Origin of the sequence: Erwinia sp. OLFS4 (assembly GCF_002752165.1) — a bacterium.
GTDB lineage: Bacteria > Pseudomonadota > Gammaproteobacteria > Enterobacterales > Enterobacteriaceae > Izhakiella.
Window position 1 is genome coordinate 1 of the sequence record NZ_MOMB01000010.1, and the last position, 26,765, is coordinate 26,765.

General features: G+C 50.2%; 23 protein-coding genes. 16 read left to right on the forward strand and 7 right to left on the reverse strand.

The genetic code is table 11. The features are described from left to right. The first annotated feature begins 555 nt into the window (after nt 1–555). Nucleotides 556–1,956 carry a DHA2 family efflux MFS transporter permease subunit gene (locus tag BL249_RS04140; RefSeq protein ID WP_099707405.1) on the forward strand — a complete coding sequence of 467 codons (1,401 nt, stop codon included), beginning with the start codon at nt 556–558 and terminating at the stop codon, nt 1,954–1,956. Between the two features lie 2 nt (nt 1,957–1,958). On the opposite strand, the gene rbsR is transcribed toward BL249_RS04140, so the two are convergent. The 7 genes from rbsR to kup form a co-directional block, all read right to left on the reverse strand. Next, a complete protein-coding gene (gene rbsR / locus BL249_RS04145; RefSeq protein ID WP_241898834.1) occupies nt 1,959–2,960 on the reverse strand; it encodes a ribose operon transcriptional repressor RbsR in 1,002 nt (333 codons plus the stop codon). A gap of 5 nt (nt 2,961–2,965) precedes the next feature. Beyond that, the gene (gene rbsK, locus BL249_RS04150; protein WP_099707407.1) at nt 2,966–3,895 is read right to left on the reverse strand and encodes a ribokinase; all 930 of its coding nucleotides are present in this window, start codon (nt 3,893–3,895) and stop codon (nt 2,966–2,968) included. A gap of 58 nt (nt 3,896–3,953) precedes the next feature. Beyond that, nucleotides 3,954–4,832: a ribose ABC transporter substrate-binding protein RbsB gene (gene rbsB, locus BL249_RS04155; RefSeq protein WP_099707404.1), complete on the reverse strand. Its 879-nt coding sequence runs from the start codon at nt 4,830–4,832 to the stop codon at nt 3,954–3,956. A 25-nt stretch (nt 4,833–4,857) separates the two neighbouring features. Next, the gene (rbsC, locus tag BL249_RS04160) at nt 4,858–5,829 is read right to left on the reverse strand and encodes a ribose ABC transporter permease (protein WP_099707403.1); all 972 of its coding nucleotides are present in this window, start codon (nt 5,827–5,829) and stop codon (nt 4,858–4,860) included. After that, nucleotides 5,826–7,331 (reverse strand): ribose ABC transporter ATP-binding protein RbsA, encoded by a 1,506-nt coding sequence (gene rbsA, locus BL249_RS04165; protein ID WP_099707402.1) that lies wholly within the window; start codon nt 7,329–7,331, stop codon nt 5,826–5,828. The genes rbsC and rbsA overlap by 4 nt, the downstream gene beginning before the upstream one ends. 7 nt (nt 7,332–7,338) lie before the next feature. Continuing rightward, on the reverse strand, nt 7,339–7,758 hold the full coding sequence (rbsD, locus tag BL249_RS04170) for a D-ribose pyranase (RefSeq protein WP_099707401.1): 420 nt from the start codon (nt 7,756–7,758) through the stop codon (nt 7,339–7,341). Nucleotides 7,759–7,983: 225 nt separating this feature from the next. Beyond that, nucleotides 7,984–9,852: a low affinity potassium transporter Kup gene (gene kup, locus BL249_RS04175; RefSeq protein ID WP_099707400.1), complete on the reverse strand. Its 1,869-nt coding sequence runs from the start codon at nt 9,850–9,852 to the stop codon at nt 7,984–7,986. Nucleotides 9,853–10,107: 255 nt separating this feature from the next. Between kup and ravA the strand changes: the two genes are divergently transcribed. The 15 genes from ravA (at nt 10,108) to atpD (ending at nt 26,746) form a co-directional block, all read left to right on the forward strand. Next, complete coding sequence (ravA, locus tag BL249_RS04180) at nt 10,108–11,598, forward strand: ATPase RavA (protein ID WP_099707399.1); 1,491 nt, start codon at nt 10,108–10,110, stop codon at nt 11,596–11,598. Continuing rightward, nucleotides 11,598–13,055 carry an ATPase RavA stimulator ViaA gene (gene viaA / locus BL249_RS04185; protein WP_099707398.1) on the forward strand — a complete coding sequence of 486 codons (1,458 nt, stop codon included), beginning with the start codon at nt 11,598–11,600 and terminating at the stop codon, nt 13,053–13,055. The genes ravA and viaA overlap by 1 nt, the downstream gene beginning before the upstream one ends. A 72-nt stretch (nt 13,056–13,127) precedes the next feature. Continuing rightward, nucleotides 13,128–15,269 carry a 5-histidylcysteine sulfoxide synthase gene (gene ovoA / locus BL249_RS04190; protein ID WP_099707397.1) on the forward strand — a complete coding sequence of 714 codons (2,142 nt, stop codon included), beginning with the start codon at nt 13,128–13,130 and terminating at the stop codon, nt 15,267–15,269. Between the two features lie 165 nt (nt 15,270–15,434). After that, nucleotides 15,435–15,896, forward strand: a complete 462-nt coding sequence (gene asnC / locus BL249_RS04195) for a transcriptional regulator AsnC (protein ID WP_099707396.1) — start codon at nt 15,435–15,437, stop codon at nt 15,894–15,896. 184 nt (nt 15,897–16,080) lie between these two features. Continuing rightward, nucleotides 16,081–16,524 carry an FMN-binding protein MioC gene (gene mioC, locus BL249_RS04200; RefSeq protein ID WP_099707395.1) on the forward strand — a complete coding sequence of 148 codons (444 nt, stop codon included), beginning with the start codon at nt 16,081–16,083 and terminating at the stop codon, nt 16,522–16,524. 400 nt (nt 16,525–16,924) lie between these two features. Then, entirely contained in the window at nt 16,925–18,814 is a 1,890-nt protein-coding gene (gene mnmG, locus BL249_RS04205) for a tRNA uridine-5-carboxymethylaminomethyl(34) synthesis enzyme MnmG (protein WP_099707394.1), read from the forward strand. Between the two features lie 91 nt (nt 18,815–18,905). Further along, nucleotides 18,906–19,520: a 16S rRNA (guanine(527)-N(7))-methyltransferase RsmG gene (rsmG, locus tag BL249_RS04210; protein WP_099707393.1), complete on the forward strand. Its 615-nt coding sequence runs from the start codon at nt 18,906–18,908 to the stop codon at nt 19,518–19,520. A gap of 680 nt (nt 19,521–20,200) precedes the next feature. Beyond that, the gene (atpI, locus tag BL249_RS04215; RefSeq protein ID WP_099706632.1) at nt 20,201–20,584 is read left to right on the forward strand and encodes a F0F1 ATP synthase subunit I; all 384 of its coding nucleotides are present in this window, start codon (nt 20,201–20,203) and stop codon (nt 20,582–20,584) included. Between the two features lie 8 nt (nt 20,585–20,592). Beyond that, a complete protein-coding gene (atpB, locus tag BL249_RS04220) occupies nt 20,593–21,411 on the forward strand; it encodes a F0F1 ATP synthase subunit A (protein ID WP_099706631.1) in 819 nt (272 codons plus the stop codon). A 48-nt stretch (nt 21,412–21,459) separates the two neighbouring features. Beyond that, a complete protein-coding gene (gene atpE, locus BL249_RS04225) occupies nt 21,460–21,699 on the forward strand; it encodes a F0F1 ATP synthase subunit C (protein WP_003849523.1) in 240 nt (79 codons plus the stop codon). A gap of 94 nt (nt 21,700–21,793) precedes the next feature. Beyond that, nucleotides 21,794–22,264: a F0F1 ATP synthase subunit B gene (atpF, locus tag BL249_RS04230; protein WP_099706630.1), complete on the forward strand. Its 471-nt coding sequence runs from the start codon at nt 21,794–21,796 to the stop codon at nt 22,262–22,264. 14 nt (nt 22,265–22,278) lie between these two features. Further along, a complete protein-coding gene (gene atpH / locus BL249_RS04235) occupies nt 22,279–22,812 on the forward strand; it encodes a F0F1 ATP synthase subunit delta (protein ID WP_099706629.1) in 534 nt (177 codons plus the stop codon). Between the two features lie 14 nt (nt 22,813–22,826). Further along, on the forward strand, nt 22,827–24,368 hold the full coding sequence (gene atpA / locus BL249_RS04240; protein WP_099706628.1) for a F0F1 ATP synthase subunit alpha: 1,542 nt from the start codon (nt 22,827–22,829) through the stop codon (nt 24,366–24,368). Between the two features lie 53 nt (nt 24,369–24,421). Next, nucleotides 24,422–25,294: a F0F1 ATP synthase subunit gamma gene (gene atpG, locus BL249_RS04245; RefSeq protein WP_099706627.1), complete on the forward strand. Its 873-nt coding sequence runs from the start codon at nt 24,422–24,424 to the stop codon at nt 25,292–25,294. A gap of 54 nt (nt 25,295–25,348) precedes the next feature. After that, on the forward strand, nt 25,349–26,746 hold the full coding sequence (atpD, locus tag BL249_RS04250) for a F0F1 ATP synthase subunit beta (protein ID WP_099706626.1): 1,398 nt from the start codon (nt 25,349–25,351) through the stop codon (nt 26,744–26,746). Nucleotides 26,747–26,765: the final 19 nt, after the last annotated feature.

Here is a 26,765-nt window from a genome sequence, read left to right on the forward strand (position 1 = left end):
TCTGAGCCATGATCAAACTCTTCAATTTAAAAGTGTCTGATGCTCAAAGAATTAAACTCTCCGTCCGGTATTTAAACCCGACGGTTACGTAATGAATTTACGCGTTCACTCTTCAAGACTTGATACTGCAAATAGTTTTGCCATATCAATCCTGCGAGTGCCCACACAGATTGTCTGATAAATTGTTAAAGAGCGCTGCGACCGGCATTACGCCTGCTGTCGCGAGGTGGCGTATATTACGCTTTCCTCCTGCAGAGTCAATTCATTTTTCTGAATTTTTCTCTGCTCCCCGTTAGTGCCGGGCCTGACCTGCACGCGTTGCCGCCGTGCCCTGTCAGTGGAGGCGGATTATAGGGAGATGAAACCAGCTGACAAGGGTTTATTACAAAAAAAAGTCTGATAGCTGTTTTTTTACCCTCAAACGCTTAAAAGAAAGGCTTTTCGTTGTAAACATAAGCAATATTACCGGCACATACGGCGCCTTCTGGCCAGCCAACAATGCTATGATGTTGTCATTAACTTTTTGCCTTTCGTCGACAAGAAGGATGACGTCAGATGATTAAATCCGCACGCAGTATGGCTGGCCTTCCCTGGATTGCGGCGATGGCTTTTTTTATGCAATCTCTGGATGCCACTATCCTCAATACTGCCATACCTGCGATTGCGCGCAGTCTGAACCACTCCCCCCTTGCCATGCAGTCCGCGGTTATCAGCTATACGCTAACGGTCGCGTTACTGATACCGATTAGTGGCTGGCTGGCCGATCGTTACGGCACCCGTCGGGTTTTTGTTATTGCCGTCTCATTGTTCAGTTTTGGTTCGCTGCTATGTGCGTTATCAGGCTCACTAACAATGCTGGTTATTTCACGCGTTATTCAGGGCATCGGCGGCGCAATGATGATGCCGGTTGCCAGACTGGCGCTTCTGCGCGCCTACCCCCGTAGCGAACTGCTGCCGGTGCTGAACTTTGTCACCATGCCCGGCCTGGTGGGGCCGATAATGGGGCCGCTGCTGGGGGGAGTACTGGTTACCTGGGCAACCTGGCACTGGATATTCCTGATTAATATTCCTATTGGCTTAATCGGCATCTTTTATGCCGGTCGCTACATGCCTAACTTCACCACCCCTAAGCGCCGCTTTGACCTGCTGGGTTTTTTACTGTTTGGTCTGGGATTAGTGCTCATATCCAGCGGACTGGAGCTTTTTGGTGAACAGATTGCCAGCTACCCGGTTGCCAGCGCGGTGTTAGTTAGTGGGGGCATTTTACTGCTTCTTTATATTGCCCACGCCCGTCGCCATCCTGGTCCACTGATCGACCTGCCAATGTTCAGAACACGGACCTTTTCTGTCGGCATTGCCGGCAACATCGCCAGCCGGCTGGGAACCGGCGCAATACCCTTTCTGATGCCGTTAATGCTGCAGGTGGGATTTGGCTACCAGGCTATAATTGCTGGCTGTATGATGGCACCAACCGCTATTGGCTCAATCATTGCAAAATCTACGGTGACCCAATTGCTTCGCTGGCATGGTTACCGCAAAACGCTGGTTGGCATTAGCATTATTATTGGCATTCTGATTGCCAGTTTTGCGCTGCAGTCACCACAAAACAGTATTATCTGGTTATTGATCGCACTGTTTGTACTGGGAATGGCCATGTCAACGCAGTTTACCGCCATGAACACCATCACACTCGCTGATCTGACCGACGATACTGCCAGCAGCGGTAATAGCATTCTGGCGGTAACCCAGCAGCTTGCTATTGGTTTTGGCGTAGCAATCAGCGCCGCCGTTCTGCGGTTCTATCAAAATTTCAACACCACCACCGTTGCACAATTTCATGCAACCTTCATTACCATGGGTGTTATCACGGTGCTAGCGTCGGCGGTATTTTTGCTGTTGAAGAAAGGTGATGGGCGTAATTTAATCAGTGACAGCGAAAAGAAAGGCAAAAAGTGAGCTTAACGAGCCATAACCGATCCGCGTACAATAAGTTCTGGCGTCAGTACTAATACCTGTTGATCAGCATCAGGATTGACCATCCGGTGTAATAGCGTATCGATTGCCAGTTCCCCTAAATCATCTTTGGGCTGATGGATCGTGGAAAGTGGCGGACAAAGATAACGCGCCAGTTCAATATCATCATATCCCATCACCGCAATATCTTTGGCAACCGCCAGTCCGGCTTCATAAATGGCATGATAGCCTCCTACCGCCATCGCATCATTGCTGGTAAAAACAGCATGAGGCGGCCTTTCCAGCATCAGTAGCTGTTTCATTGCCTGATAACCGCCGGAAAACTCAAAATCACCGTATACCAGATATTCCGGTTTCACACTAAGGCTGGCAGCCGCCATTGCCCGATGAAAGCCAGCAAGCCGTAGTCTGGCCGGCGTTTTGTCCTGGGGGCCGGCAATACAAGCTATTTCACGATATCCCTGCTCAATCAGGAAACGTGTAGCAAGCTCGCCACCGACCAGAGAATTATCCTGAATAATATCGCTGTCGCCATTAAAGGGCGCCCAGTCCATTATCACCGTTGCAATGGAGGGATAGCGGGCGAGAATTTCAGGCGAAGGCGGATAACATTCCGTGCACATCATCAGCAAACCGTCGACGCGTTTTTGTAGTAACGACTCCAGGCTACGATTCATCCGATCTTCATCGCCATCGGTATTACACAATATCAGGCTATAACCACGCTCATAACAACTTCGCTCAACACCGCGCACCACTTCCGAATAAAAAGGGTTGCTGCTGGCAGACAGCACCATACCAATAGTACGGGTCTGATTCATTTTTAAGCTGCGGGCCAGCGCCGACGGCGCATAATTTAATGCGCTAATCGCCTGCTCAACCTTAATTCGCACCGCTTCGCTGACAAAGCGGTTATTGTTAATCACATGGGAAACCGTTGACGTAGAAACCCCTGCCTTACGGGCGACATCTTTCATGGTAGCCACGTTACTCACCTCTGCTGCTGCAGAAAACGATCGATCTCTTGCCGACGGGGTACCGACGATTGCGCGCCAGATCGCGTCACGGCAATGGCAGCAGCGGCATGGGCAAAGAGAATCGCGTTATCCATTGATTGTGACTCCAGCAGTGCCGTGATCAGCGCGCCGTTGAAGGTATCACCGGCGGCAATAGTATCGACAGCATCCACTTTAAATCCGGCGATGCGCTTACCGCGACCCTGTTCACTCAGCCAGACACCGCGGCTGCCAAGGGTAATAATGACCGTTGGAATGCCTTTCTGATGCAACAGCTGCGCCGCGCTGGCAGCACTCTGGTCGTCATTGACCACGATACCGGTCAGGATCTGCGCTTCGGTTTCATTGGGCGTAATAATATCTATTAGCGCCAGAAATTGATCGCTGAGCCGGGTTGCCGGTGCCGGATTCAGAATCACTTTACTCCCATTTTTTACCGCAATTTCCGCTGCCAGCTGTACGCTTTCCAAAGGTGACTCAAGCTGAATCAGCAGTGCGTCCGCCTCGGCAATAATTTGCTGGCGCTTACTGACCCGTTCGGGTGTCAGTGCCCGGTTTGCGCCGGCATAAATACCGATGGCGTTTTCACCTTCACCGTTAACATAAATCAGCGCCACGCCGGTTGCTTCATCTTCAACCTCATCAATAGCATCCACCTTAATGCCATCACAGCGAAACTGCTCACGCATCTGACTGCCGATATCGTCACAACCAATGCAGGCAATAAAAGTAACATCCGCCCCGGCACGTCCAGCGGCGACAGCCTGGTTAGCGCCTTTGCCACCATAAGCTATCTGATAATGTTTCCCGATCACCGTTTCCCCAGGGCGCGGAAACTGCGGTAAATTAAGGATGTGATCGGCATTAATACTCCCCAGTACAGCCAGTTTTCCACGTTTTGTCATCACTGGAACATCCCGCATTAAATTGAGCCGCCTGACTGACAGACGGCATAATAACCTATTATTTTTGCGTAACCAGATTCAAATCGACCGGAATAATTTTCTGTACTTTTTCGCCTTTAAGCACCTTATCTGCGGTATCTACACCAATAACGCCAATCTGATCGGGGCGCTGGGCGACCGTGGCCGCCATCTTACCGCTCTCAACGGCTTTGATACCATCAGCGGTACCATCAAAACCCACCACAATAACATCGCTTTTTCCGGCAGTCTGTAATGCACGTAAGGCACCTAACGCCATTTCATCATTCTGGGCAAACACCGCCTGAACATCCGGATGTGCGGTTAACAGATTTTGCATCACATTCAGGCCGCGGGTGCGATCAAAATCAGCGGGCTGGCTGGCAACAACGTGAAAATGGTGTGCTTTAATGGCCTGAGCAAATCCCTCACCCCGTTCACGGGCGGCAGAAGTACCGGCAATACCCTGTAGCTCTATCACCCGGGCGCCATCGGCTAATTTTTTAGCAATAAAATCCCCGGCCATTTTCCCCCCTACGCGGTTATCAGAAGCCACGTGACTGATAACGTCACCGGCAGAAGCGACCCGATCAAGGGTAATCACCGGGATATTTGCCTGATTTGCCATTTTTACCGCGTTACCGACAGCATCTGAATCTGTCGGATTAATTAATAGTACTTTGGTCCCACGTACCGTCAGATCCTGCACGTTAGCTAATTCTTTCGCCGGATTGTTTTGCGAATCCAGCACAATCAGGTTATAGCCCAGTTTACTGGCCTCTTTTTGCGCCCCTTCTTTTAACGAAACAAAGAACGGGTTATTCAGCGTTGAAATAACCAGTGCAATGCTATCTTTGGCCAGTGCACTGGCAGAGAAAACCAGAGAAAATAACGCCGCCAGTGAAAGTATTTTTTTCATTTTTTACGCTCCTGTAGGGTGAGGTTTATTTGTTGCTTTTATTGTCAATAAGCACCGCAACCAGAATCACCGCCGCTTTGACAATCATCTGGTAATAAGCGGAAACGCTCAGTAAATTAAGGCCGTTATTGAGAAAACCGAGGATCAGTGCACCAATCAAAGTTCCGCTTATCCGCCCTTTGCCACCCGCCAGACTGGTGCCACCCAGCACAACCGCTGCAATAGCATCAAGCTCATATCCTGTCCCCGCCGTGGGTTGCGCCGAAGATAAACGAGCGACTTCAATGGTGCTGGCCAGAGCGGCCAGCAGGCCGCAGAGGGAATAAACCACTATTTTTATCCGATCAACGCGAATCCCTGACAGACGTGTGGCGGCTTCATTCCCCCCGAGCGCATAGATATATCGCCCAAGGCGGGTATGGTGCAGCATGTACCAGGCCAGCAAAAACACCAGGGCCATCAGCCAGACCGGGACAGGAATGCCCAGCAAACGGCCAATACCAAACCAGCCAAACAGATCGGCGTTGGCATCAAAACCGGTATTAATCGGGCTGCCGTTGGTATAAACCAAAGTCGCCCCACGCAACAAAAGCATCATCACCAGCGTCGCGATAAATGCCTGAACGTTGCCTTTTGCCACAATAACGCCGGTAAGCGCGCCAATCAGCGCACCGGCAGCCAGGCAGGCCACAAGCGCCAACAGCGCATTGACCTCAATCCCCACCAGCGAGGCTGCAATTGCGCCGGTTAAGGCCAGCAGCGATCCAACGGAGAGGTCAATACCTGATGTCAGAATAACCAGCGTCATGCCAACAGCCATGATGGCATTGACCGAGGTCTGTTGCAGAATATTGAGCAGATTACTTACGGTAAAAAAATTCGGGCTCAGAAATGCCACAACGGCAATCAACACCAGTAAGGCAATCAGTGATTTTTGTTCAAGAAGCCACGCTTTGCTTAACCAGCGAGACTGGGAGGTCACAACGCCGCTGCTCATAGCAAACATTCTCCTGGTTGCTTACCGACTGCTGCTGCCATCAGCACTTCCTGGGTGGCTTGCTCCCTGGAAAACATTCCGCTTACACGGCCTTCATGCATCACCAGAATACGGTCACTCATTCCTAACACCTCCGGCATTTCCGATGAGACCAGCAAAATACTCAGCCCTTGATCTTTGAACTGATTAATTAGCTGATAAATTTCTTTTTTTGCACCGACATCCACCCCTCGGGTCGGTTCATCAAGAATCAGTACGTCAGGTCGGGTCATCAACCCACGGACAATGGCAATTTTCTGCTGATTACCGCCAGACAGCAGACCAACCTGCTGATTCATTGACGGCGTTTTCACATTAAAGAGACGAATAAAATCGCCCACTGCCAGTTTCTCCGCAGCATGTTTTATCTGACCGCCCCGGTGACTAAAGTAACGTAGCGCTGTCAGCGACATGTTCTCTTTCACTGACATTCCTGATATCAGGCCATCGCGTTTACGATCTTCAGAGATATAGACGATACCGTTTTCCAGACCCTCTTCGGGTGAACGCGTCATCACCATCCTGCCGTTCAAACGCATGGTGCCGCCGGTGCGCGGTAAAGCACCATAAAGAATTTTCATCAGTTCGGTTCGCCCAGCACCCATTAGCCCGGAAATACCGAGAATCTCTCCCCGATGAAGAGAAAAACTCACACCATTAACCCCAGGACCGCTCAACTTTTCCACTTCAAGGCATAGCCTGCCGGGTGCTTTGTCGAGGTGAGGATATTGCTCTTCCAGCTTGCGCCCGACCATCATCTCAATCAGCGAGTCTTCATCCAGTTCGTTTACCGATCGCTCAGCAATAAACTGGCCATCGCGAAAAACCGTCACGTCATCGCAAATATCAAAAATTTCTTTCAGGCGGTGAGAAATATAAACAATGCCACATCCCTGTGCCTTAAGATCCCGGATAACATGAAACAACGAAGCGGTTTCGGTATCGGTCAACGCATCAGTGGGTTCATCCATAATGATGACGCGTGATTTAAAGCTGAGTACTTTGGCAATCTCAACCATTTGCTGATCGCCAATTGACAAATTAGCCACCAGCTGACGGCTGCTAAAGCGCAGATTGAGACGTTTTAGCAGGTTATCCGCCTGCTGATAGATTTGTCGCCAGTCAATTTTGCCGAAGCGGTTGGTTATTTCACGGCCAAGAAAAATATTTTCCGCCACGCTAAGTTCAGGTATCAGGTTAAGTTCCTGATGAATAATCCCGATACCAGCATCCTGAGAAGATTTTGGCCCACTGAACGAAACCTCTTCCCCCAGCCATTTCAACGAACCCGCATCCCGCGGATAAATCCCGGTCATAACTTTCATCATGGTGGATTTGCCGGCACCATTTTCGCCAACCAGCGCCATTACCCGTCCGGGATAAACGTTAAGTGAAGCGCCGGAAAGAGCCTTTACGCCTGGAAAAGATTTTTCAATTCCGCTCAGTTGCAGTAACGGTTCCATCGTTACCTCAAAAAGTGACGCCTGCATGGAGCAGAATATTGGAATAAGGGGTACATTCCCCACTACGTACCACGCCCCGACTCTGACGGCTCAGCTGCTTCAGATTCTGGTGACTGACATAATCAATCGCAATGGTATTTCCCTGGCGTTGCTGTAAAGCATCAATCGCTGCCATAAGCTGACGATGCATTAACGCATTATGCTGACAAACTTCTTCTGCCAGCGTCACGCGTTCAACCTGCATCTCACTGGTAACCTGCTCTATTACTTGTAAAAAGCTAGGTACGCCCTGTGTCAGAGCCAGATCAATACGCTGGGGGCCATCAGGAATAGGGAAACCGGCATCCGCAACTAGCAGCGTATCGGTATGGCCTAAACGGGCAATCAGCGCGCAAATATCGGACTGAAGCAGGCTGCCTTTTTTCATTATTCCTCCCGGGCGAAACGTTTCGCTGGCGCCGAGTGTCGGTCAATATCTGGCAACTGACAATCAAAAAACAGGAAAATTGTGATCGCTATCGAAACGTTTCGCTGCTAATTATGAGCAATAAAGAAAAGTGCGGAAATGAAAAGTAGACAACTAACAGACCGGACACGCCGGTCTTATTTATCAGCTAAAACTGGCTGACGCCAGCAACGTCGCGGGGAGGGGTTACACTTCGATTTGTGTACCAAGTTCAATCACCCGGTTAGGCGGTATTTCAAACTGGTCGGGGGCACGTAACGCATTACGCTGCAAAGCCAGAAATAGCTTGCCGCGCAGACGCAAATACCAGGGGCGTTTGCCGATAATCAATGATTCATGCGACATAAAGAACGAAGTTTCCATCATCCGGCAGTTGAGTCCTTCCAGGCCACAGCGATGGAATATTTCTTCAACGTTTGGTGTTTCACGCCAGCCATAACTAGCCACCACCCGCCAGAAGGTAGGTGAAAGCTGCTCAATAGTGACGCGACGTACATTGTGGACATAAGGCGCGTCTTCAGTACGCAGGGTAAGCAAAACGACACGCTCATGTAACACTTTGTTATGCTTAAGATTATGTAACAAAGCAAACGGGATAACATTCAGCGCCCGCGACATATAAACCGCCGTTCCCTGCACGCGAACCGGCGGTGATTTTTCCAGTGAGGCGATCATTGCTTCCAGTGAATTGCCGTGTTCATTCATGCGACGCAGCAGACGAAAACGTTCGCTTTTCCAGGTAGTCATCACGATAAACATAATCATCCCGAGGCTGAGCGGCAGCCAGCCACCGGAGAAAACCTTCACCAGATTGGCAGAAAATAGCGACAAATCAATACACAGCATGCACAGCAGAATCAGCGTTACCAGATAACGATTCCAGTGCCAGTTTTTGATAGCGACGGTACTACACAGAATGGCGGTAAGCACCATGGTTCCGGTTACGGCTATACCATAGGCCGCCGCGAGGTTGCTGGAGTGTTTGAATCCCACAATCACCAGCAACACAGAGATATAAAGTAACCAGTTGATGAAAGGAACATAAATCTGGCCGGACTCTTCTTCAGAGGTATGAATAATTCGCATCGGCGGCAGATAACCCAGACGAACGGCCTGGCGGGTCAGAGAAAAAACGCCGGAAATGACAGCCTGTGAGGCGATCACCGTTGCCAGCGTCGCCAGAATAAGCAGAGGAATCAGCGCCCATTCCGGTGCCAGTAAAAAGAAGGGGTTTTTTATGGCTTCCGGATGTTTTAGCAACAGTGCCCCCTGGCCGAAATAGTTCAGCACCAGCGACGGTAATACCACACTGAACCATGCCAGACGGATCGGTAATTTGCCAAAATGTCCCATATCGGCATAGAGCGCTTCCACGCCGGTTATAGCCAGTACCACCGCGCCAAGGGCAAAGAAAGAAACCGATTTATATTCAACAAAAAAGTTAACTGCCCAGCGGGGATTAAGTGCCAGCAGTACATCGGGATTGGCCATCACAGCACGTGCGCCAAGAACAGCCAGCACAATAAACCACAGTAACATAATCGGCGCAAACAATCGGCCAACAATACCGGTACCGTGTTTCTGAATAGCAAACAGCAGCGTCAGTACGCTGATAGCCAGTGGAACAATATAAGCATCCAGCGAAGGGGCTGCAATTTCAAGACCTTCTATGGCGGAAAGGACTGAAACTGCTGGCGTAATGACAACTTCACCATAGAAAAAACTGCCGCCAATCAGTCCGGTAATCAGCAGAACCGCCGTCACACGGGCACCGGTATTGCGGCCAGCCAGTGACATTAACGTCAGGATACCACCTTCACCGGCATTGTCTGCACGCATCACATAGCTGATATATTTCAGGGAAACGACTAATATCAACAACCAGAATATTAACGACAGAAAACCGAATACGGCTTCCCGTTCTACGCCAAAACCAAACTGGCCGGAAAGGCACTCACGCAAAGTGTAGAGTGGGCTGGTGCCAATATCACCGTATACCACGCCGATGGCTGCTACAGTAACAGCGCCAAGGGACTGCTTTTTGTCGGGATTCATAAACTCTTCTTTAGTTGGCGCTCATGGACGCAAAAAGGCGCGACAGGAGACATCAAAAACCGCACAGTATGCCTGAATCAACGTAAAAGCCTACTCTTAATAGTACCTCAGGCGGCGCTATCCCCGCTCTGTTAACGTTTTAACACTAAAAAGCTGTCTGATATCAACTCTTTCTTGCATGATAACCAGTAGTTTGTGCCGTCGCCAGCATCGCAGGCTCAGGCGAGCTTAAAGAAACAGGATGAAAGACAGATTATGGCCGACTCTTCTCTACTAGCTGAACGCATCGCCAGATTAAGTCATGCGCTGGAAAAAGGATTATATGAACGTCAGCATGCCATTCGTTTATGCCTGCTGGCGGCGCTTTGCGGCGAAAGCGTTTTCCTGCTGGGCCCGCCAGGCATCGCTAAAAGCTTAATTGCCCGCCGGCTTAAATTTGCCTTTCAGCATGCCCGCGCATTTGAATACCTGATGACGCGCTTCTCCACGCCGGAGGAAGTATTCGGGCCGCTTTCCATTCAGGCGTTAAAAGATGAAGGGCGTTATCAGCGGCTGACCACAGGCTATCTGCCCAGCGCAGAAATTGTTTTTCTTGATGAAATATGGAAAGCCGGTCCTGCCATTCTGAACACCCTGCTCACCGCGATAAATGAGCGTCGCTTCCGTAATGGTGACGTTGAAGAACCTATCCCAATGCGGCTACTGGTGACGGCATCAAATGAATTACCGGAAGCCGACAGCGGACTGGAAGCACTCTATGATCGTATGCTTATTCGTCTGTGGCTGGATAATGTGCATGAAAAACACAATTTTCGTAACATGCTGACTCATCAGGGCGATGAAAACAGCAATCCGGTTGCGGCTTCGCTGTGTGTTACCGACGAAGAATTTCAGCTATGGCAGTCAGGTATCAGTAAAGTTACCCTCCCGGACGACGTTTTCGAACTTATCTTCCAGCTAAGACAACAACTGGAAACGCTGCCCGACGCGCCTTATATTTCCGATCGTCGTTGGAAAAAAGCGCTTCATCTTCTGCAGGCCAGTGCCTTTTACAACGGACGCCAGTGCATTGCCCCGATTGATCTTATTCTGCTTAAAGACTGTTTATGGCACGATCGGGCTTCTCAGGCACTGCTGGAACGGGAAATAGAAAATCTGCTCACCCAGCAGGCCTGGCAGCAGCAGTCCATGCTGCTGCATCTGCAGCAAATCAACGCTCGTCATCTGGCGCTAAAACAGCAGCATAATGCAGGTCAGGCTATCTGCCTGGAAAAACACAGCAGCCTGTTGAGCCGGAAATCTCACTTCGAATTACCGCAAAACCTATGTGGCGAGACGTTGACGCTGATGCTGGAAAAAACCTTGCATCTGCATGACAGGCCAATCACCCACCTGATGATTACGCGCGAAAATTTGCAAAACTGGCTGCATAAAGGCACCCAGGCCCTCGCCAGGTTAAACGGCATCGGCAATCCTCTGCAACTGGACTTACACATTGACCCGCAAGGCTACCTGACGGTACGCGATATCAGCCTGCAGGCTTCACGGCTAACCCTACCGGATGCCACGCCACATGCCATGCCAGAAGAAATAAAACAAGCGCTCAACACGCTGCAAAACCAGCTGGACGCCCAGCGGAGATTGTTCAGCCAGCATCAGCGCTGCCTGTTTATCGACGAAGACTGGCTGGCACGTATTGAAACCAGCCTGCAACAGGTAGCAAGCCAGCTGCAGGCGGCATGGTAATGATTTCACTGGACACCCTCAGCGTATTTCTGGCAATCAGCGAAAATGAGATGATTGAAGATCTGATTGCAACGCTGCTGGCCACACCGCAGCTGGTTGCATTTTTCGATACCTATCCTGTGCTAAAGCAGGCGCTGTTGCGTGATATACCGCGCTGGAAAACAGAAATTCGCGATCGTTTACAAACCACGGCAGCCCCGGTCGATCTGGCGCAGGAATTTGCGCTTTTTCAACAAAACCAGACCGTTAATACCGGCGTTTTCAATCAACAATTACCGGCCATTCTCAGCGCACTAAAACGTTACCATTCCCCCTTTGCCAGCGAAGCGGCCAGCCTGGTGGCAATGAACGGAGACCGCATTTTCAGCAACGCCCAGCGCACCCTGTTTTTACAGCGCTGGCGCCTGAGTCTGACGTTGCAAACCCTGACGATTAATCAATCCCTGCTGGAGCAAGAGCGGGAAAAATTGCTGGCAGAACTTCAGCAACGATTGACCATGAGCGGACAGCTAGCACCGGTTCTGGCAGAAAATGAAACCAGTGCCGGGCAGCTATGGGATATGAGCCACGCGGCATTACAACCGGCTGATTATCAGCTTATTTTGCAATATGGTGATTTTCTGATGCATCAGCCAGAACTCAGCGCGCTGGCGCAACAGCTGGGTCGTAGCCGGGAAGCAAAAGTGGCACAGGTACACCGGACAGAAAGTGAGATTTTTCATCAAAAGGTACGTGAACCAGCCAGCGTGCCGGAACAAGTCAGCGGTATCCATCAGAGTGATGATATTCTACGCCTGCTACCGCCAGAACTGGCGACCCTCGGTATCAGTGAGCTTGAGATTGAATTTTACCGCCGTCTGGTGGAAAAGCGCCTGCTGACATACCGCCTGCAGGGCGAAGGCTGGCGGCAAAAACAGATTCGGCATCCTGCCCATGAGCATCACCAGCAGCAGCAACCGCGTGGCCCTTTCATTATTTGTGTTGATACTTCAGGTTCAATGGGCGGATTTAACGAGCGCTGTGCAAAAGCCTTCTGTCTGGCATTGTTAAAAATTGCCCTCAGCGAACACCGCCGCTGCCTGTTAATGCTGTTTTCGCATCAGGTGATTGTCTATGAATTAACCGCAGATGACGGAATCAGTCAGGCCATACGCTTTCTCAGCCAGCGGTTTCGCGGCGGCACTAACCTGGCTGGCTGTCTGGAAGAGGTTTTAAACCGTATCGTCAGTCCACAGTGGCAGCTTGCCGACGCGGTAATTATCTCCGATTTTATTGCGCAGCGGCTGCCTGAAAAACTCAGTAATAAAGTCCAGCAGCATCAGCAACGGCTGCAACAACGTTTCCATGCTGTGGCGATGTCCGATCACGGTAAACCCGGCATTCTGGGTATTTTTGACTACATCTGGCATTTTGATACCAGCCTCAAAAGTCGTCTGTTCCGTCAGCTACGCCGCTGAATGACACAGAAAGGCAAAACGATTTTGCTATAGTCATATTTGTGCTTTAAACAACTAAAAAAATGGAAAGCCATGACAGACGCAATCACACCAGCAGCCGGTTTACCTGCGCCAACCCGCACGCTTTTGCTTAGCGGTGATAACAGCGAAGAAAAACGCCAGCAGCTGCTAAATTATTTTATTCAGACCTGGGAACTGTATGAAAGCCTGTTTAGCTGCCTGCGCGATCCCCGGGCCTGGTATACAAAAGCAATCCCGCTGCGCCACCCGCTAATCTTTTATTATGGGCATACCGCAACGTTTTACATCAATAAACTGATGGCAGGTCAGCTTATCGATCAGCGTCTTGACGCCAGTATTGAAGCCATGATGGCTATTGGTGTTGATGAAATGAGCTGGGACGATCTTGATGACAACCATTATCAATGGCCCGACATCAGCCAGCTGCAGGATTACCGCAATCGGGTAAAAAATCAGGTTATCGCAGTCATCAAAACCCTGCCGCTGACGTTACCTGTAAGCTGGAACAGCCCGGCCTGGGTGATTCTTATGGGCATTGAACATGAACGTATTCACCTTGAGACCTCCAGCGTATTAATTCGTCAGCTGCCTGTTGAATGGGTGCAGCCTCAGCCTCACTGGCCCGCCTGCCCGCTGGCGCGCTATCAACGCGACCAGGTGCCGGAAAACCGCCTGCTTACTGTCGCAGGTGGCCGGGTAACGCTAGGAAAAACCGATGATACCTACGGCTGGGACAATGAATATGGCCGCCAGGTCCATGATATCAGCGACTTTCAGGCCAGCCAGATGCTGGTAAGTAATGCTGAATTTCTGCACTTTGTTCAGGATGGTGGCTATCATCAGTCACGCTGGTGGGATGATGAAGGACGTGGCTGGCGTGAGTATACCAGCGCCATTATGCCAACCTTCTGGGTCGGAGAACCTGAAAACCCGGATGGCCTTAAACTGCGTCTGATGACGGAAGAAGTCGCGATGCCATGGGACTGGCCGGTGGAAGTCAATCAGCTGGAAGCGGCGGCATTTTGCCGCTGGAAAGCAGCGCAGACCGGCTTGACAGTACAGCTGCCCAGTGAAAGCGAATGGTATCGTCTGCGTGAAGCCATAGCGGGCGATCAACCACAATGGCAGCAACCGCCGGGAAATATCAATCTGGCGTGGTGGGCATCATCCTGTCCGGTAGATACCTTTCGTCAGGGGGAATTTTACGATCTGGTGGGAAATGTCTGGCAGTGGACCAGCACGCCAATCAACGGTTTTGAAGGCTTCCGGGTTCATCCCCTCTATGATGATTTTTCAACGCCTACATTTGATGGCAAGCACTCACTAATTAAAGGCGGCAGCTGGATTTCTACCGGTAATGAAGCGCTGAAATCATCACGCTACGCTTTCCGGCGTCATTTTTTTCAGCATGCAGGTTTTCGCTATGTTGTTTCTGAACACCAGGAAAACATTAAGCAGAATCCCTATGAAAGCGACACCATGGTGTCACAGTATCTTGAATTTCAGTACGGCCCTTCATATTTCGGTGTCACTAATTATGCCCGACAGCTGGTTAGTCTCGCTTTACCGCACATTCAACAACACGGTCATGCTCTGGATATTGGTTGTGCAACAGGGCGCGCCAGCTTTGAGCTGGCACGCCATTTTGACGCGGTTACTGGCATGGATTACAGCGCCCGCTTCATTGATGTGGCATTACAGCTGGTCAGCGGGCAAGACTTTCGCTATGTAATAGCCACAGAAGGCGATCTGGTGGAATACCGCCAAATCCGTCTGAAAGAGGCCGGAATTGACAGCATCACCGCCGGTAAAGTGCAATTTATTCAGGGCGATGCCTGCAATCTTAAACCCCAGCCACAGCGCTACGATTTAGTTCTGGCCGCTAATTTACTCGATCGTCTGCGCCAGCCCCGGCGTTTCCTGCGGGATATCGCAACAATGATCTCTCCGGGTGGCGTGCTGCTGCTTTCCTCACCCTGGACCTGGCTTGAGGACTATACCGATCGCAGTGAGTGGCTGGGCGGAATAAGGGAAAATGGCGAAGCCCTGAACAGCTATCAGGCCTTACAACGTTTACTGACTGACGAGTTTGAAGAAATCGCACCGCCGCAGGATATCCCCTTTGTGATCAGAGAAACCGCCCGCAAATATCAGCATACTCTGGCTCAGGTGACATTATGGCGTAAACGCTGATTTTTCCGGCTAAATCCTCACTGGTCGCGGAAAAGGGCACTTTTCCCGACCGGTTACATGCTTTTTGCCGATATTTTTTAAAAAAATATATTTTTCTTGCTCCGTGGCTGGCGATAACGCAAATTTTATCCCTGTATTACTTCGATCAATCAGGAAAATCTGTTCATGGCTGAAAATATGCAAATTGACGATTTGGATCGCGGCATCCTCAATGCGCTAAGGGATAATGCCCGAACCGCCTATGCTGAGCTGGCAAAGCAATTTCACGTCAGCCCGGGAACAATACATGTTCGTGTCGAAAAGATGCGTCAGGCCGGCATCATTGAAGGCACCCGCGTAGAGATTAATCCCAGGCGGCTCGGTTATGATGTTACCTGTTTTATTGGCATTATTCTGAAAAGCGCCCGGGATTATCCTGCCGCACTGGCCCAACTGGAGAGCCTCGACGAAGTCGTCGAAGCCTACTACACCACGGGACATTACAGCATTTTTATTAAAGTCATGTGCCGGTCGATAGATGCACTGCAGCAGGTACTGATTAATAAAATACAGACCATAGAACAGATTCAGTCCACAGAAACCCTGATTTCATTGCAAAACCCGATCATACGAACCATTAAACCTTAAGTGTGATAAGGTTATCCACATCCAGGGTATAGCTATCCGCCATTTTTTTTCCCCATTATTCAGCCTGTTTATTAGTAAGGGTTTATAGCTTATCCAGCGAATAACCCCAATTATCCACAGGTAGATCTGAGTTTGATCACAGCTTACAATATGCTCCTTTATTAAGCCGGATCCTGGAACCGTTATGGCAGATATTACCTTTATCAGTGGAAGTACCCTCGGCAGCGCCGAATATGTGGCAGAACATCTGGCAGAAAAACTGGAAGCCGCTGGCTATTCCTCTGAGGTATTACATGGCCCGGAGCTGACTGAATTACCAGAACAAGGCCTGTGGCTGATTGTGACCTCCACCCATGGCGCGGGCGATCTTCCGGATAATCTGCAACCGCTGCTGGATCAGCTGGTTGAACAAAAACCCGATCTCAGTCAGGTGCGCTATGGTGCGATTGGTATCGGCAATCGCGAATACGATCTATTTTGTGGCGCAATTGACAAAATCAATGATGCCATGCAGGCCTGTGGCGCCAGACAACTCGGTGAAACGCTAAAAATTGACGTTCTGGAACACGAAATTCCGGAAGATCCAGCCGAAAACTGGCTGACGATCTGGCAACAACATTTGCAGTAACCGTCCGATCGGGCCAGCCGATCGCCTTTTTGTGCGATCGCTGGCCTTTATTCTGTGGATAAACCTGTCTTTTTTCAGCTTAAAACCGGTTATTATCCAAAGGATAAGCCATGACCCTGGCGATACCTGTGAATAACAAGCTATTTAGATCCCAGCTTATGCTGGCTGGGATCACCGATCATTCACAGTTAAAAAAATAGAATAACCTATTGATATAAAAATAGTATAATGGGTTATCCACAAGCTGATTCGATCCTAATAGAAGATCTAACAAAGAGATCTTTAAATAAAAAAGATCTTCTTTTTAATACCGACGATCCTGCCGCTTTTACCCGAGGACGAATTTAAGTAGAATCCTCAACCCGGGCATCGATCACCCATCGCTACGAGGTGCAGTACCATGTTTTATCCAGATCCTTTTGACGTCATCGTTATTGGTGGTGGTCATGCAGGGACAGAAGCGGCTATGGCTGCTGCCCGCACGGGTCAGCAAACCCTGTTGTTAACCCACAATATCGATACGCTGGGCCAGATGTCCTGCAACCCTGCAATTGGTGGTATTGGCAAAGGTCATCTGGTTAAAGAGGTTGATGCGCTCGGTGGATTGATGGCCACTGCAACCGACAAGGCCGGTATTCAGTTTAGAATACTAAACGCGAGTAAAGGTCCGGCGGTCCGTGCTACCCGGGCACAAGCCGATCGCGTGCTGTATCGTCAGGCGGTGCGCAGTGCACTGGAAAACCAACCCAACTTGATGATCTTCCAGCAAGCGGTGGATGATCTGATTGTGGAAAACCACCGGGTTGTCGGCGTTGTCACTCAAATGGGGCTTAAATTCAAAGCCAAAGCCGTAGTGCTCACCGTTGGCACTTTCCTTGATGGGAAAATCCATATCGGTATGGATAATTACAGCGGAGGTCGCGCCGGCGATCCCCCTTCAATACCGCTTGCCCGCAGACTGCGTGAATTACCGTTACGCGTTAGTCGCCTTAAAACCGGAACGCCGCCGCGTATTGATGCCCGCAGTATTGATTTTACCCAGCTGGCTACCCAGCATGGTGATAACCCAATGCCGGTGTTTTCATTCATGGGCAGTGCCGATCAGCATCCACAACAGATGCCATGCTGGATGACCTATACCAATGAACAAACCCATGACACTATCCGTAAAAACCTCGATCGTAGCCCGATGTTTGCCGGTATTATTGAAGGAATAGGTCCTCGTTACTGCCCGTCAATTGAAGATAAAGTCGTGCGTTTTGCCGATCGCACTGCACACCAGATCTTTCTGGAACCGGAAGGCCTGACCAGCAACGAAATTTATCCCAACGGAATTTCTACCAGTCTGCCTTTTGATGTTCAGATGCAGATAGTACGTTCAATCAAGGGGATGGAAAATGCCCGCATCGTCCGTCCAGGCTACGCCATTGAATATGATTTCTTCGATCCGCGCGATCTAAAATCAACACTGGAAAACAAGTTTATTCACGGACTGTTTTTTGCCGGCCAGATCAATGGTACTACCGGTTACGAGGAAGCGGCTGCTCAGGGATTACTGGCGGGGCTCAATGCTGCCCGCTTCTCAGCCGAAAAAGAGGGCTGGGCGCCACGTCGTGACCAGGCTTACCTTGGTGTGCTGGTCGATGACCTTTGTACGCTGGGGACGAAAGAACCCTATCGTATGTTCACTTCACGGGCGGAATATCGTTTGCTGCTACGGGAAGACAATGCTGATTTACGTCTGACGGCAATAGGCCGTGAACTGGGTCTGGTGGATGATATCCGCTGGGCGCGCTACAACCAGAAACTTGAGCAGATAGAGCGTGAACGCCAGCGATTACGCGATACCTGGTTGCACCCGAAATCCAGCAATGTGGCTGAAATTAATGCCCTGCTCAGTGCGCCGCTGACTAAAGAAGCAAACGGCGAAGATTTGTTGCGTCGGCCGGAAATGACTTACCAGCAGCTGATGACATTAAGCACCTTTGGTGATGCGCTGGCGGATGATCAGGCCGCCGAACAGGTTGAAATTCAGGTGAAATATGAAGGTTATATTGCCCGCCAGCAGGAAGAGATCCTGCGTCAGATGCGTAATGAAAATACCTTGTTACCTGTCGATCTCGACTATCTGCAGGTAAGCGGCCTGTCAAATGAAGTCAGGGCCAAGCTGAATGACCATAAACCCGGTTCGATTGGTCAGGCCTCGCGTATTTCCGGTATCACGCCGGCCGCGATTTCCATTCTGCTTATCTGGCTGAAAAAGCAGGGGTTGCTACGTAAATCTGCTTAGCCGTACTGGCGTGCTGTTGTGGTTTCTCAGCCAGAGATGCCGGCAGCTTTGCCGGCTTTTCAGCCATGTTTACATTTTTCGGACAATATCAGTGATTGAAAAACTCTCGCGTCTTCTTGAGATTGCGCATATTTCCCTGAGCGAAGAGCAAAAACAGCAGCTGCTTGGCTATGTCGGTCTTTTGCACAAGTGGAATAAGGCATACAACCTGACATCAGTGCGCGATCCCCAGCAGATGCTGGTGCGCCATATCCTCGATAGCATCGTTGTTCATCCACATCTGCAGGGAAAGTACTTTATCGACGTGGGCACTGGCCCAGGCCTGCCAGGTGTGCCGCTGGCTATCGTGCGCCCTGATGCCCATTTCACTTTGCTCGATAGCCTCGGTAAGCGCGTGCGTTTTCTGCGTCAGGTTCAGCACCAACTGCAGCTGGATAATATTAACCCGGTACAGAGTCGGGTTGAGCAGTTTCAGCAACAGCAGTTTGATGGGGTCATCAGCCGGGCGTTTGCATCGCTTAATGATATGGTTAGCTGGTGCCAGCATTTACCGGCTGAAAACGGGGCTTTTTATGCGCTGAAAGGTCAGCTTGATGCGGAAGAACTGGCGGCTGTGCCTGCAGGGTTTCGGACTGAATGCATTGAACGCTTACAGGTGCCGGATCTGGAAGGTGAACGTCACCTGGTGATTATCCGTAAGATTTAGTTTTGCCCTGAATCTACAGAATTTTTTTCATATTGTGCCTGTTTTTATCGGTGAAAAATGAATAATTCAGGGCCAGTGAACGTTGATAAAAAGTTAAAATCAGTGACGGAAATTATCTGATACGCCTGGTAATATTTAACCGTGATTTTACAATTCAGCATCATACTAATTACTTTTTTACTAAAGGTTAAGAATCGCGATAATCACGGAAGAAAATATATTTATCGCTAATTTGGCTTTTTTTTAGGTAAATTTCATCTGAAAATCTCATGCTCAATGATAACCTTCGCTTTGTATTGAGAATAAAGCTATTTTATACGTTGTTATATCCATAACTGTATGTTTTTATTGTATTAAGATTAATCCGAATGGTGAAAAATCCTAAAAATAGTCGCCTGGTAATATTATTTCTGTTTTTATAATGTGATCGTGAGCACGCTTTTTGCGTCGTTTTTAACCAGATTGTCAGAAAAAATAAGTTAAAACGCTAATATGACCGTTTTATAAAATGTAGCTGCCGAAAGAAATTTAAATAATTGTTCACCTTTTCGCTACTTACCGATTGAAATCACAGGTACGCCCCGTATAATTTGCTCGGCTTTTGCTGCTTGACTCAAAATGGTAAAGGCAGTGTCATACACCCCGTAAGATAGCCAAACGGGCAGGGAGAGTTCAGCGATATGTCTGTACCTCTGTTTAGCAGGGGCTTAACCCGTACGCTGCTGAGCACGCAGCTGGTAACCGTGATAATATCTGGCGCGCTGTTTTATGCCTTCAAGGGTGTAACCTGGGGAGCCTCCGCCTTAGCAGGCGGCGTAGCAGCCTGGCTGCCAAACGTCGTCTTTGTGATTTTAGCCTGGCGTCTGCAGGGTCAGTCACCTGTCAAAGGCCGCATTGCCTGGACATTTGCTTTAGGTGAAGCCGGTAAGGTACTGCTGACCATGGTGCTACTGATTGTGGCGCTTGGCAGTTTTAATGCGGTGTTTATACCGCTCGGCTTGACCTGGTTATCGGTGCTGGTAGTGCAAATTGTCGCACCGGCTGTAATTAACAACAAAGGGTAAGAGGTATCATGGCTGCAGGAGAAATCGCTACGCCACAGGAGTACATAGGCCATCATCTGCATAACTTACAGATAGACCTGCGTACCTTTCAGCTGGTGGACCCCAGTCACGTCCCGGCGACGTTCTGGGTTTTGAATATCGACTCCATGTTTTTCTCCGTCGTCTTAGGTCTGGTGTTTTTGCTGCTGTTCCGGCAGGTTGCAAAATCCGCCACCAGCGGCGTGCCGGGCAAATTGCAGGCGACGGTTGAACTGATTGTGGGCTTTGTCGATGGCAACGTGCGCGACATGTATCAGGGCAAAAGTAAAATGATTGCCCCGCTGGCCCTGACAATTTTTGTCTGGGTATTACTGATGAACTTCATGGACCTGTTGCCCATTGATCTGCTGCCCTATATTGGCGAGCACGTTTTTGGTCTTCCCGCATTGCGCGTGGTGCCTTCTGCAGACGTGAACATCACGCTCTCAATGGCGTTGGGCGTATTTATTTTGATTCTGTTTTACAGTTTCAAAATCAAAGGCATCGGTGGCTTTGCAAAAGAGCTGACGCTGCAACCCTTTAATCACCCTCTCTTCATTCCAATCAACCTGATTCTTGAAGGTGTCAGCCTGCTGTCTAAACCGGTTTCCCTTGGTTTACGACTGTTTGGCAACATGTATGCGGGTGAACTGATTTTTATCCTGATTGCCGGTCTGTTGCCATGGTGGTCACAGTGGATTCTCAATGTGCCCTGGGCCATTTTCCACATTCTGATCATTTCGCTACAGGCTTTCATTTTCATGGTACTGACGATTGTCTATCTGTCGATGGCATCTGAAGAACACTGATTTTTTATCAACACTACTGCGTTTAACTGAAACAAATTGGAGACTGTCATGGAAAACCTGAATATGGATCTGCTGTACATGGCTGCCGCTGTGATGATGGGGCTGGCGGCAATCGGTGCTGCGATCGGTATCGGCATCCTCGGAGGTAAATTCCTGGAAGGCGCGGCGCGCCAGCCAGATCTGATTCCTCTTCTGCGTACGCAGTTCTTTGTTGTAATGGGTCTGGTGGATGCTATCCCGATGATCGCTGTAGGTCTGGGTCTGTACGTGATGTTTGCCGTCGCCTAGTAAACGGGTTCATCGCCAGACGGTGGTTACCGGAAGCGATGAACAGATTCTTGCCTGCGGGCAGAAAGGTTAACTTAATAAGAGGTATTGTGCTGTGAACCTTAACGCAACAATCCTCGGCCAGGCTATCGCGTTCATCCTCTTTGTCGCATTTTGTATGAAGTACGTATGGCCGCCGATTATGGCTGCTATCGAAAAACGTCAGAAAGAAGTTGCTGACGGTCTTGCTTCTGCTGAACGCGCCAAAAAAGATCTGGATCTCGCACAGGCTTCTGCGTCCGATCAGCTGAAAAAAGCCAAGGAAGAGGCTCAGGTTATTATTGAGCAGGCGAACAAACGCCGTACTCAGATTCTGGATGAAGCAAAAGCGGAAGCGGAAGCTGAACGCACCAGAATTGTTACTCAGGCGCAGTCTGAAATTGAAGCTGAGCGGAAACGTGCACGCGAAGAACTGCGTAAGCAGGTTGCCCTGCTGGCCGTTGCCGGTGCTGAGAAAATTATTGAACGTTCTGTAGATGAAGCTGCTAACAGCGACATCGTCGATAAACTGGTCGCTGAACTGTAAGGAGGGCGGGGCTGATGTCTGAATTAGCTACGGTAGCTCGCCCCTACGCCAAAGCAGCTTTTGACTTTGCTGTAGAGCATCAAAATATTGAGCGCTGGCAGCAAATGCTGGCTTTTGCGGCTGAAGTGGCCAGTAATGATAAAATGGCAGATCTCCTGTCTGGCGTTCTGGCGCCGGAAGCCACATCTGCAACGTTCATTGCTGTCTGTGGCGATCAGCTGGATGAAGCCGGCCAGAACCTGATAAAGGTTATGGCAGAAAATAAACGTTTAACCGCGCTGCCTGCGGTACTGCAGCAATTCATCCATCTGCGTGATGCCCATGAGGCGAGTGCAGAGGTGGATGTCATTTCCGCCAGTACGCTGAGTGACGAACAGCTGAGTAAAATCAGCGCCGCGATGGAAAAACGTCTGTCACGCAAAGTTAAGCTGAATTGCAAAATCGATAAGTCTGTAATGGCAGGCGTTATCATCCGTACGGGTGATATGGTCATTGATGGCAGCGTACGCAGCCGTCTTGAACGTCTTGCAGACGTCTTGCAGTCTTAAGGGGACTGGAGCATATGCAACTGAATTCCACCGAAATCAGCGAACTGATCAAGCAGCGCATTGCTCAGTTCAATGTAGTGAGCGAAGCTCACAATGAAGGTACTATTGTTTCTGTTAGTGACGGCATCATCAGCGTACACGGCCTGGCCGATGTCATGCTGGGTGAAATGATTGCCCTGCCGGGTAACCGTTACGCCATTGCCCTGAACCTGGAGCGCGACTCCGTTGGTGCGGTGGTGATGGGGCCTTATGCTGACCTCGCCGAGGGTACCAAGGTAAAATGTACCGGTCGTATCCTTGAAGTACCGGTTGGCCGCAGCCTGCTGGGCCGCGTTGTTAACACGCTGGGTGAAGCCATCGACGGTAAAGGTCCGATTGAAAGTGACGTTTACTCGCCGATTGAAGTTATTGCGCCAGGGGTTATCGATCGCCAGTCAGTCGATCAGCCGGTTCAGACGGGGTACAAATCCGTTGATGCCATGATTCCGATTGGTCGTGGTCAGCGTGAACTGATCATCGGTGACCGCCAGACCGGTAAAACCGCAATGGCCATTGATGCCATCATTAATCAGCGTGATTCCGGTATTAAATGCGTCTATGTCGCTATCGGCCAGAAAGCTTCCACCATTTCTAACGTGGTGCGTAAACTGGAAGAGCACGGTGCGCTGGCTAATACCATTGTGGTCGTGGCTTCCGCGTCTGAATCCGCGGCGTTACAATATCTGGCACCTTATGCCGGTTGTGCGATGGGTGAATTTTTCCGCGATCGTGGCGAAGATGCGCTGATCGTTTATGACGATCTGTCAAAACAGGCGGTTGCTTACCGTCAGATTTCGCTGTTGCTGCGTCGTCCGCCTGGCCGTGAAGCTTTCCCTGGCGACGTGTTTTACCTCCATTCCCGCCTGCTGGAGCGTGCTTCCCGCGTAAGCGCCGACTATGTTGAGCGTTTCACCAACGGCGAAGTTAAAGGTAAAACCGGCTCGCTGACCGCACTACCGATTATTGAAACCCAGGCTGGTGACGTTTCCGCGTTCGTTCCGACCAACGTTATTTCTATTACCGATGGTCAGATCTTCCTGGAATCAAACCTGTTTAACTCAGGTATTCGTCCGGCGGTTAACCCTGGTATTTCGGTTTCTCGTGTGGGTGGCGCTGCACAAACTAAGATTATGAAAAAACTGTCCGGCGGTATCCGTACTGCGCTGGCGCAGTATCGTGAACTTGCTGCGTTTTCTCAGTTTGCTTCCGATCTGGACGAAGCAACCCGTAAGCAGCTGAGTCACGGTCAGAAAGTGACCGAATTGCTCAAGCAGAAACAGTATGCGCCGATGTCTGTTGCGCAGCAGGGCCTGGTTTTGTTTGCCGTTGAGCGTGGTTTCCTTAATGACGTTGAACTGGCTAAAATTGGCAGTTTTGAAGCGGCGTTGCTGGCGTTTGCCGAACGCGATCACGCCGAGCTGATGCAGAAAATCAACCAGTCTGGTGATTTCAGTAACGACATCGAAGAGCAGCTGAAAAAGCTCCTCGAAACGTTCAAATCAACCCAGTCCTGGTAATGTCTGGCGGCTTGTCTGAGAAGGCAAGCCGCAAGGCTTTGAGGAGAAGCTAAATGGCCGGCGCAAAAGAGATACGTAACAAGATTGGAAGCGTAAAAAATACGCAGAAAATCACTAAAGCGATGGAAATGGTCGCCGCCTCCAAAATGCGTAAAACGCAGGAACGCATGGCGGCCAGCCGTCCGTATGCAGAAACCATGCGCAAGGTGATTGGTCACATTGCGTTAGGTAATCTGGAATATAAGCACCCTTACCTGGCAGAACGAGACGTCAAGCGCGTTGGCTATCTGGTCGTTTCTACCGACCGCGGGCTTTGTGGTGGTTTGAACATTAACCTGTTCAAAAAGTTGCTGACGGACATGAAGAGCTGGTCTGATAAAGGCGTCGAATGCGAACTGGCGATTATCGGGTCGAAAGGTCTGTCTTTCTTCAGTGCGGTTGGCGGCAACATTGTGGCGCAGGTAACAGGTATGGGGGATCACCCTTCTTTATCTGACCTGATTGGGCCTGTCAATGTGATGCTGCAAGCTTATGATGAAGGGCGTCTGGATAAGCTGTTTATAGCCTGCAACAAGTTTCACAACACCATGTCACAGACACCGGTGATTGGTCAGCTGCTGCCGTTACCGCCCGCTAAAGGCGAAGAAGAAGCTGAACTGAAAACCAAAACCTGGGACTACCTGTACGAGCCCGATCCGAAAGCGCTGTTAGATACCCTGCTGCGCCGTTATATCGAATCTCAGGTATATCAGGGTGTTGTTGAGAACCTGGCCAGCGAGCAGGCCGCGCGGATGGTGGCGATGAAAGCTGCAACCGACAACGGCGGTAACCTGATTAAAGAGCTGCAGTTGGTTTTCAACAAAGCTCGTCAGGCCAGCATCACCCAGGAACTAACCGAGATCGTCTCGGGGGCCTCCGCGGTTTAACCAGGTATACCCGCCTGCGGGCAGGGTATGAACGAATTAGGTAGAGGATTCAAGATGGCAACTGGAAAGATTGTCCAGATTATCGGCGCCGTAGTTGACGTCGAATTCCCTCAGGACGCGGTACCCAAAGTGTACAACGCCCTGCAGGTTAAAAATGGTGATGTGACCCTGGTGCTGGAAGTGCAGCAGCAGCTGGGTGGTGGCGTGGTGCGTACCATTGCTATGGGTTCTTCGGACGGCCTGAAGCGTGGCCTGCCCGTTGAAGACCTGGCAGAACCGATCAAGGTTCCGGTAGGCAAGGCGACGCTTGGTCGTATCATGAACGTGCTGGGTGAACCGGTCGACATGAAAGGTGAGTTGCGCGAAGAAGATGGCAGTGCGGTTGAAGTTTCTTCAATCCATCGTGCGGCACCCTCCTATGAAGATCAGGCAAACTCACAGGAATTGCTGGAGACGGGCATCAAGGTTATCGACCTGATCTGTCCGTTCGCTAAAGGCGGCAAAGTCGGTCTGTTTGGCGGTGCGGGTGTGGGTAAAACCGTCAACATGATGGAGCTTATCCGTAACATCGCGGCTGAACACTCCGGTTATTCGGTATTCGCTGGTGTTGGTGAGCGTACCCGTGAAGGTAACGACTTCTACCACGAAATGAACGAATCCAACGTGCTGGATAAAGTTGCTCTGGTGTACGGCCAGATGAACGAGCCGCCGGGTAACCGTCTGCGCGTTGCACTGACCGGCCTGACTATTGCGGAAAAATTTCGTGATGAAGGTCGTGACGTGCTGTTGTTCATCGATAATATTTACCGTTATACCCTGGCCGGTACGGAAGTCTCAGCTCTGTTAGGGCGTATGCCTTCAGCGGTGGGTTATCAGCCAACGCTGGCGGAAGAAATGGGTGTGCTGCAGGAGCGTATTACCTCCACGAAGATTGGTTCAATCACTTCTGTGCAGGCCGTGTATGTTCCGGCGGATGACCTGACGGATCCTTCACCGGCAACAACCTTTGCTCACCTTGACTCAACCGTTACCCTGAGCCGTCAGATTGCCTCTCTGGGTATTTATCCGGCGGTTGACCCGCTGGATTCAACCAGCCGTCAGCTCGATCCGCTGGTTGTCGGCCAGGAGCACTATGATGTTGCCCGTGGCGTGCAGTCTCTTTTACAGCGTTATCAGGAGCTGAAAGACATCATCGCCATTCTGGGTATGGATGAGCTGTCTGAAGATGACAAACTGCTGGTGGCCCGCGCGCGTAAGATTCAGCGCTTCCTGTCACAGCCGTTCTTCGTTGCGGAAGTGTTCACCGGTTCTCCTGGCAAATATGTTGCGCTGAAAGATACCATCCGTGGCTTTAAAGGTATCATGGACGGTGAATTCGACCATCTGCCAGAGCAGGCGTTCTACATGGTTGGTGCCATTGAAGAAGCCGTGGAAAAAGCGAAGAAACTGTAATTCTTGACCCCTGGTTTTT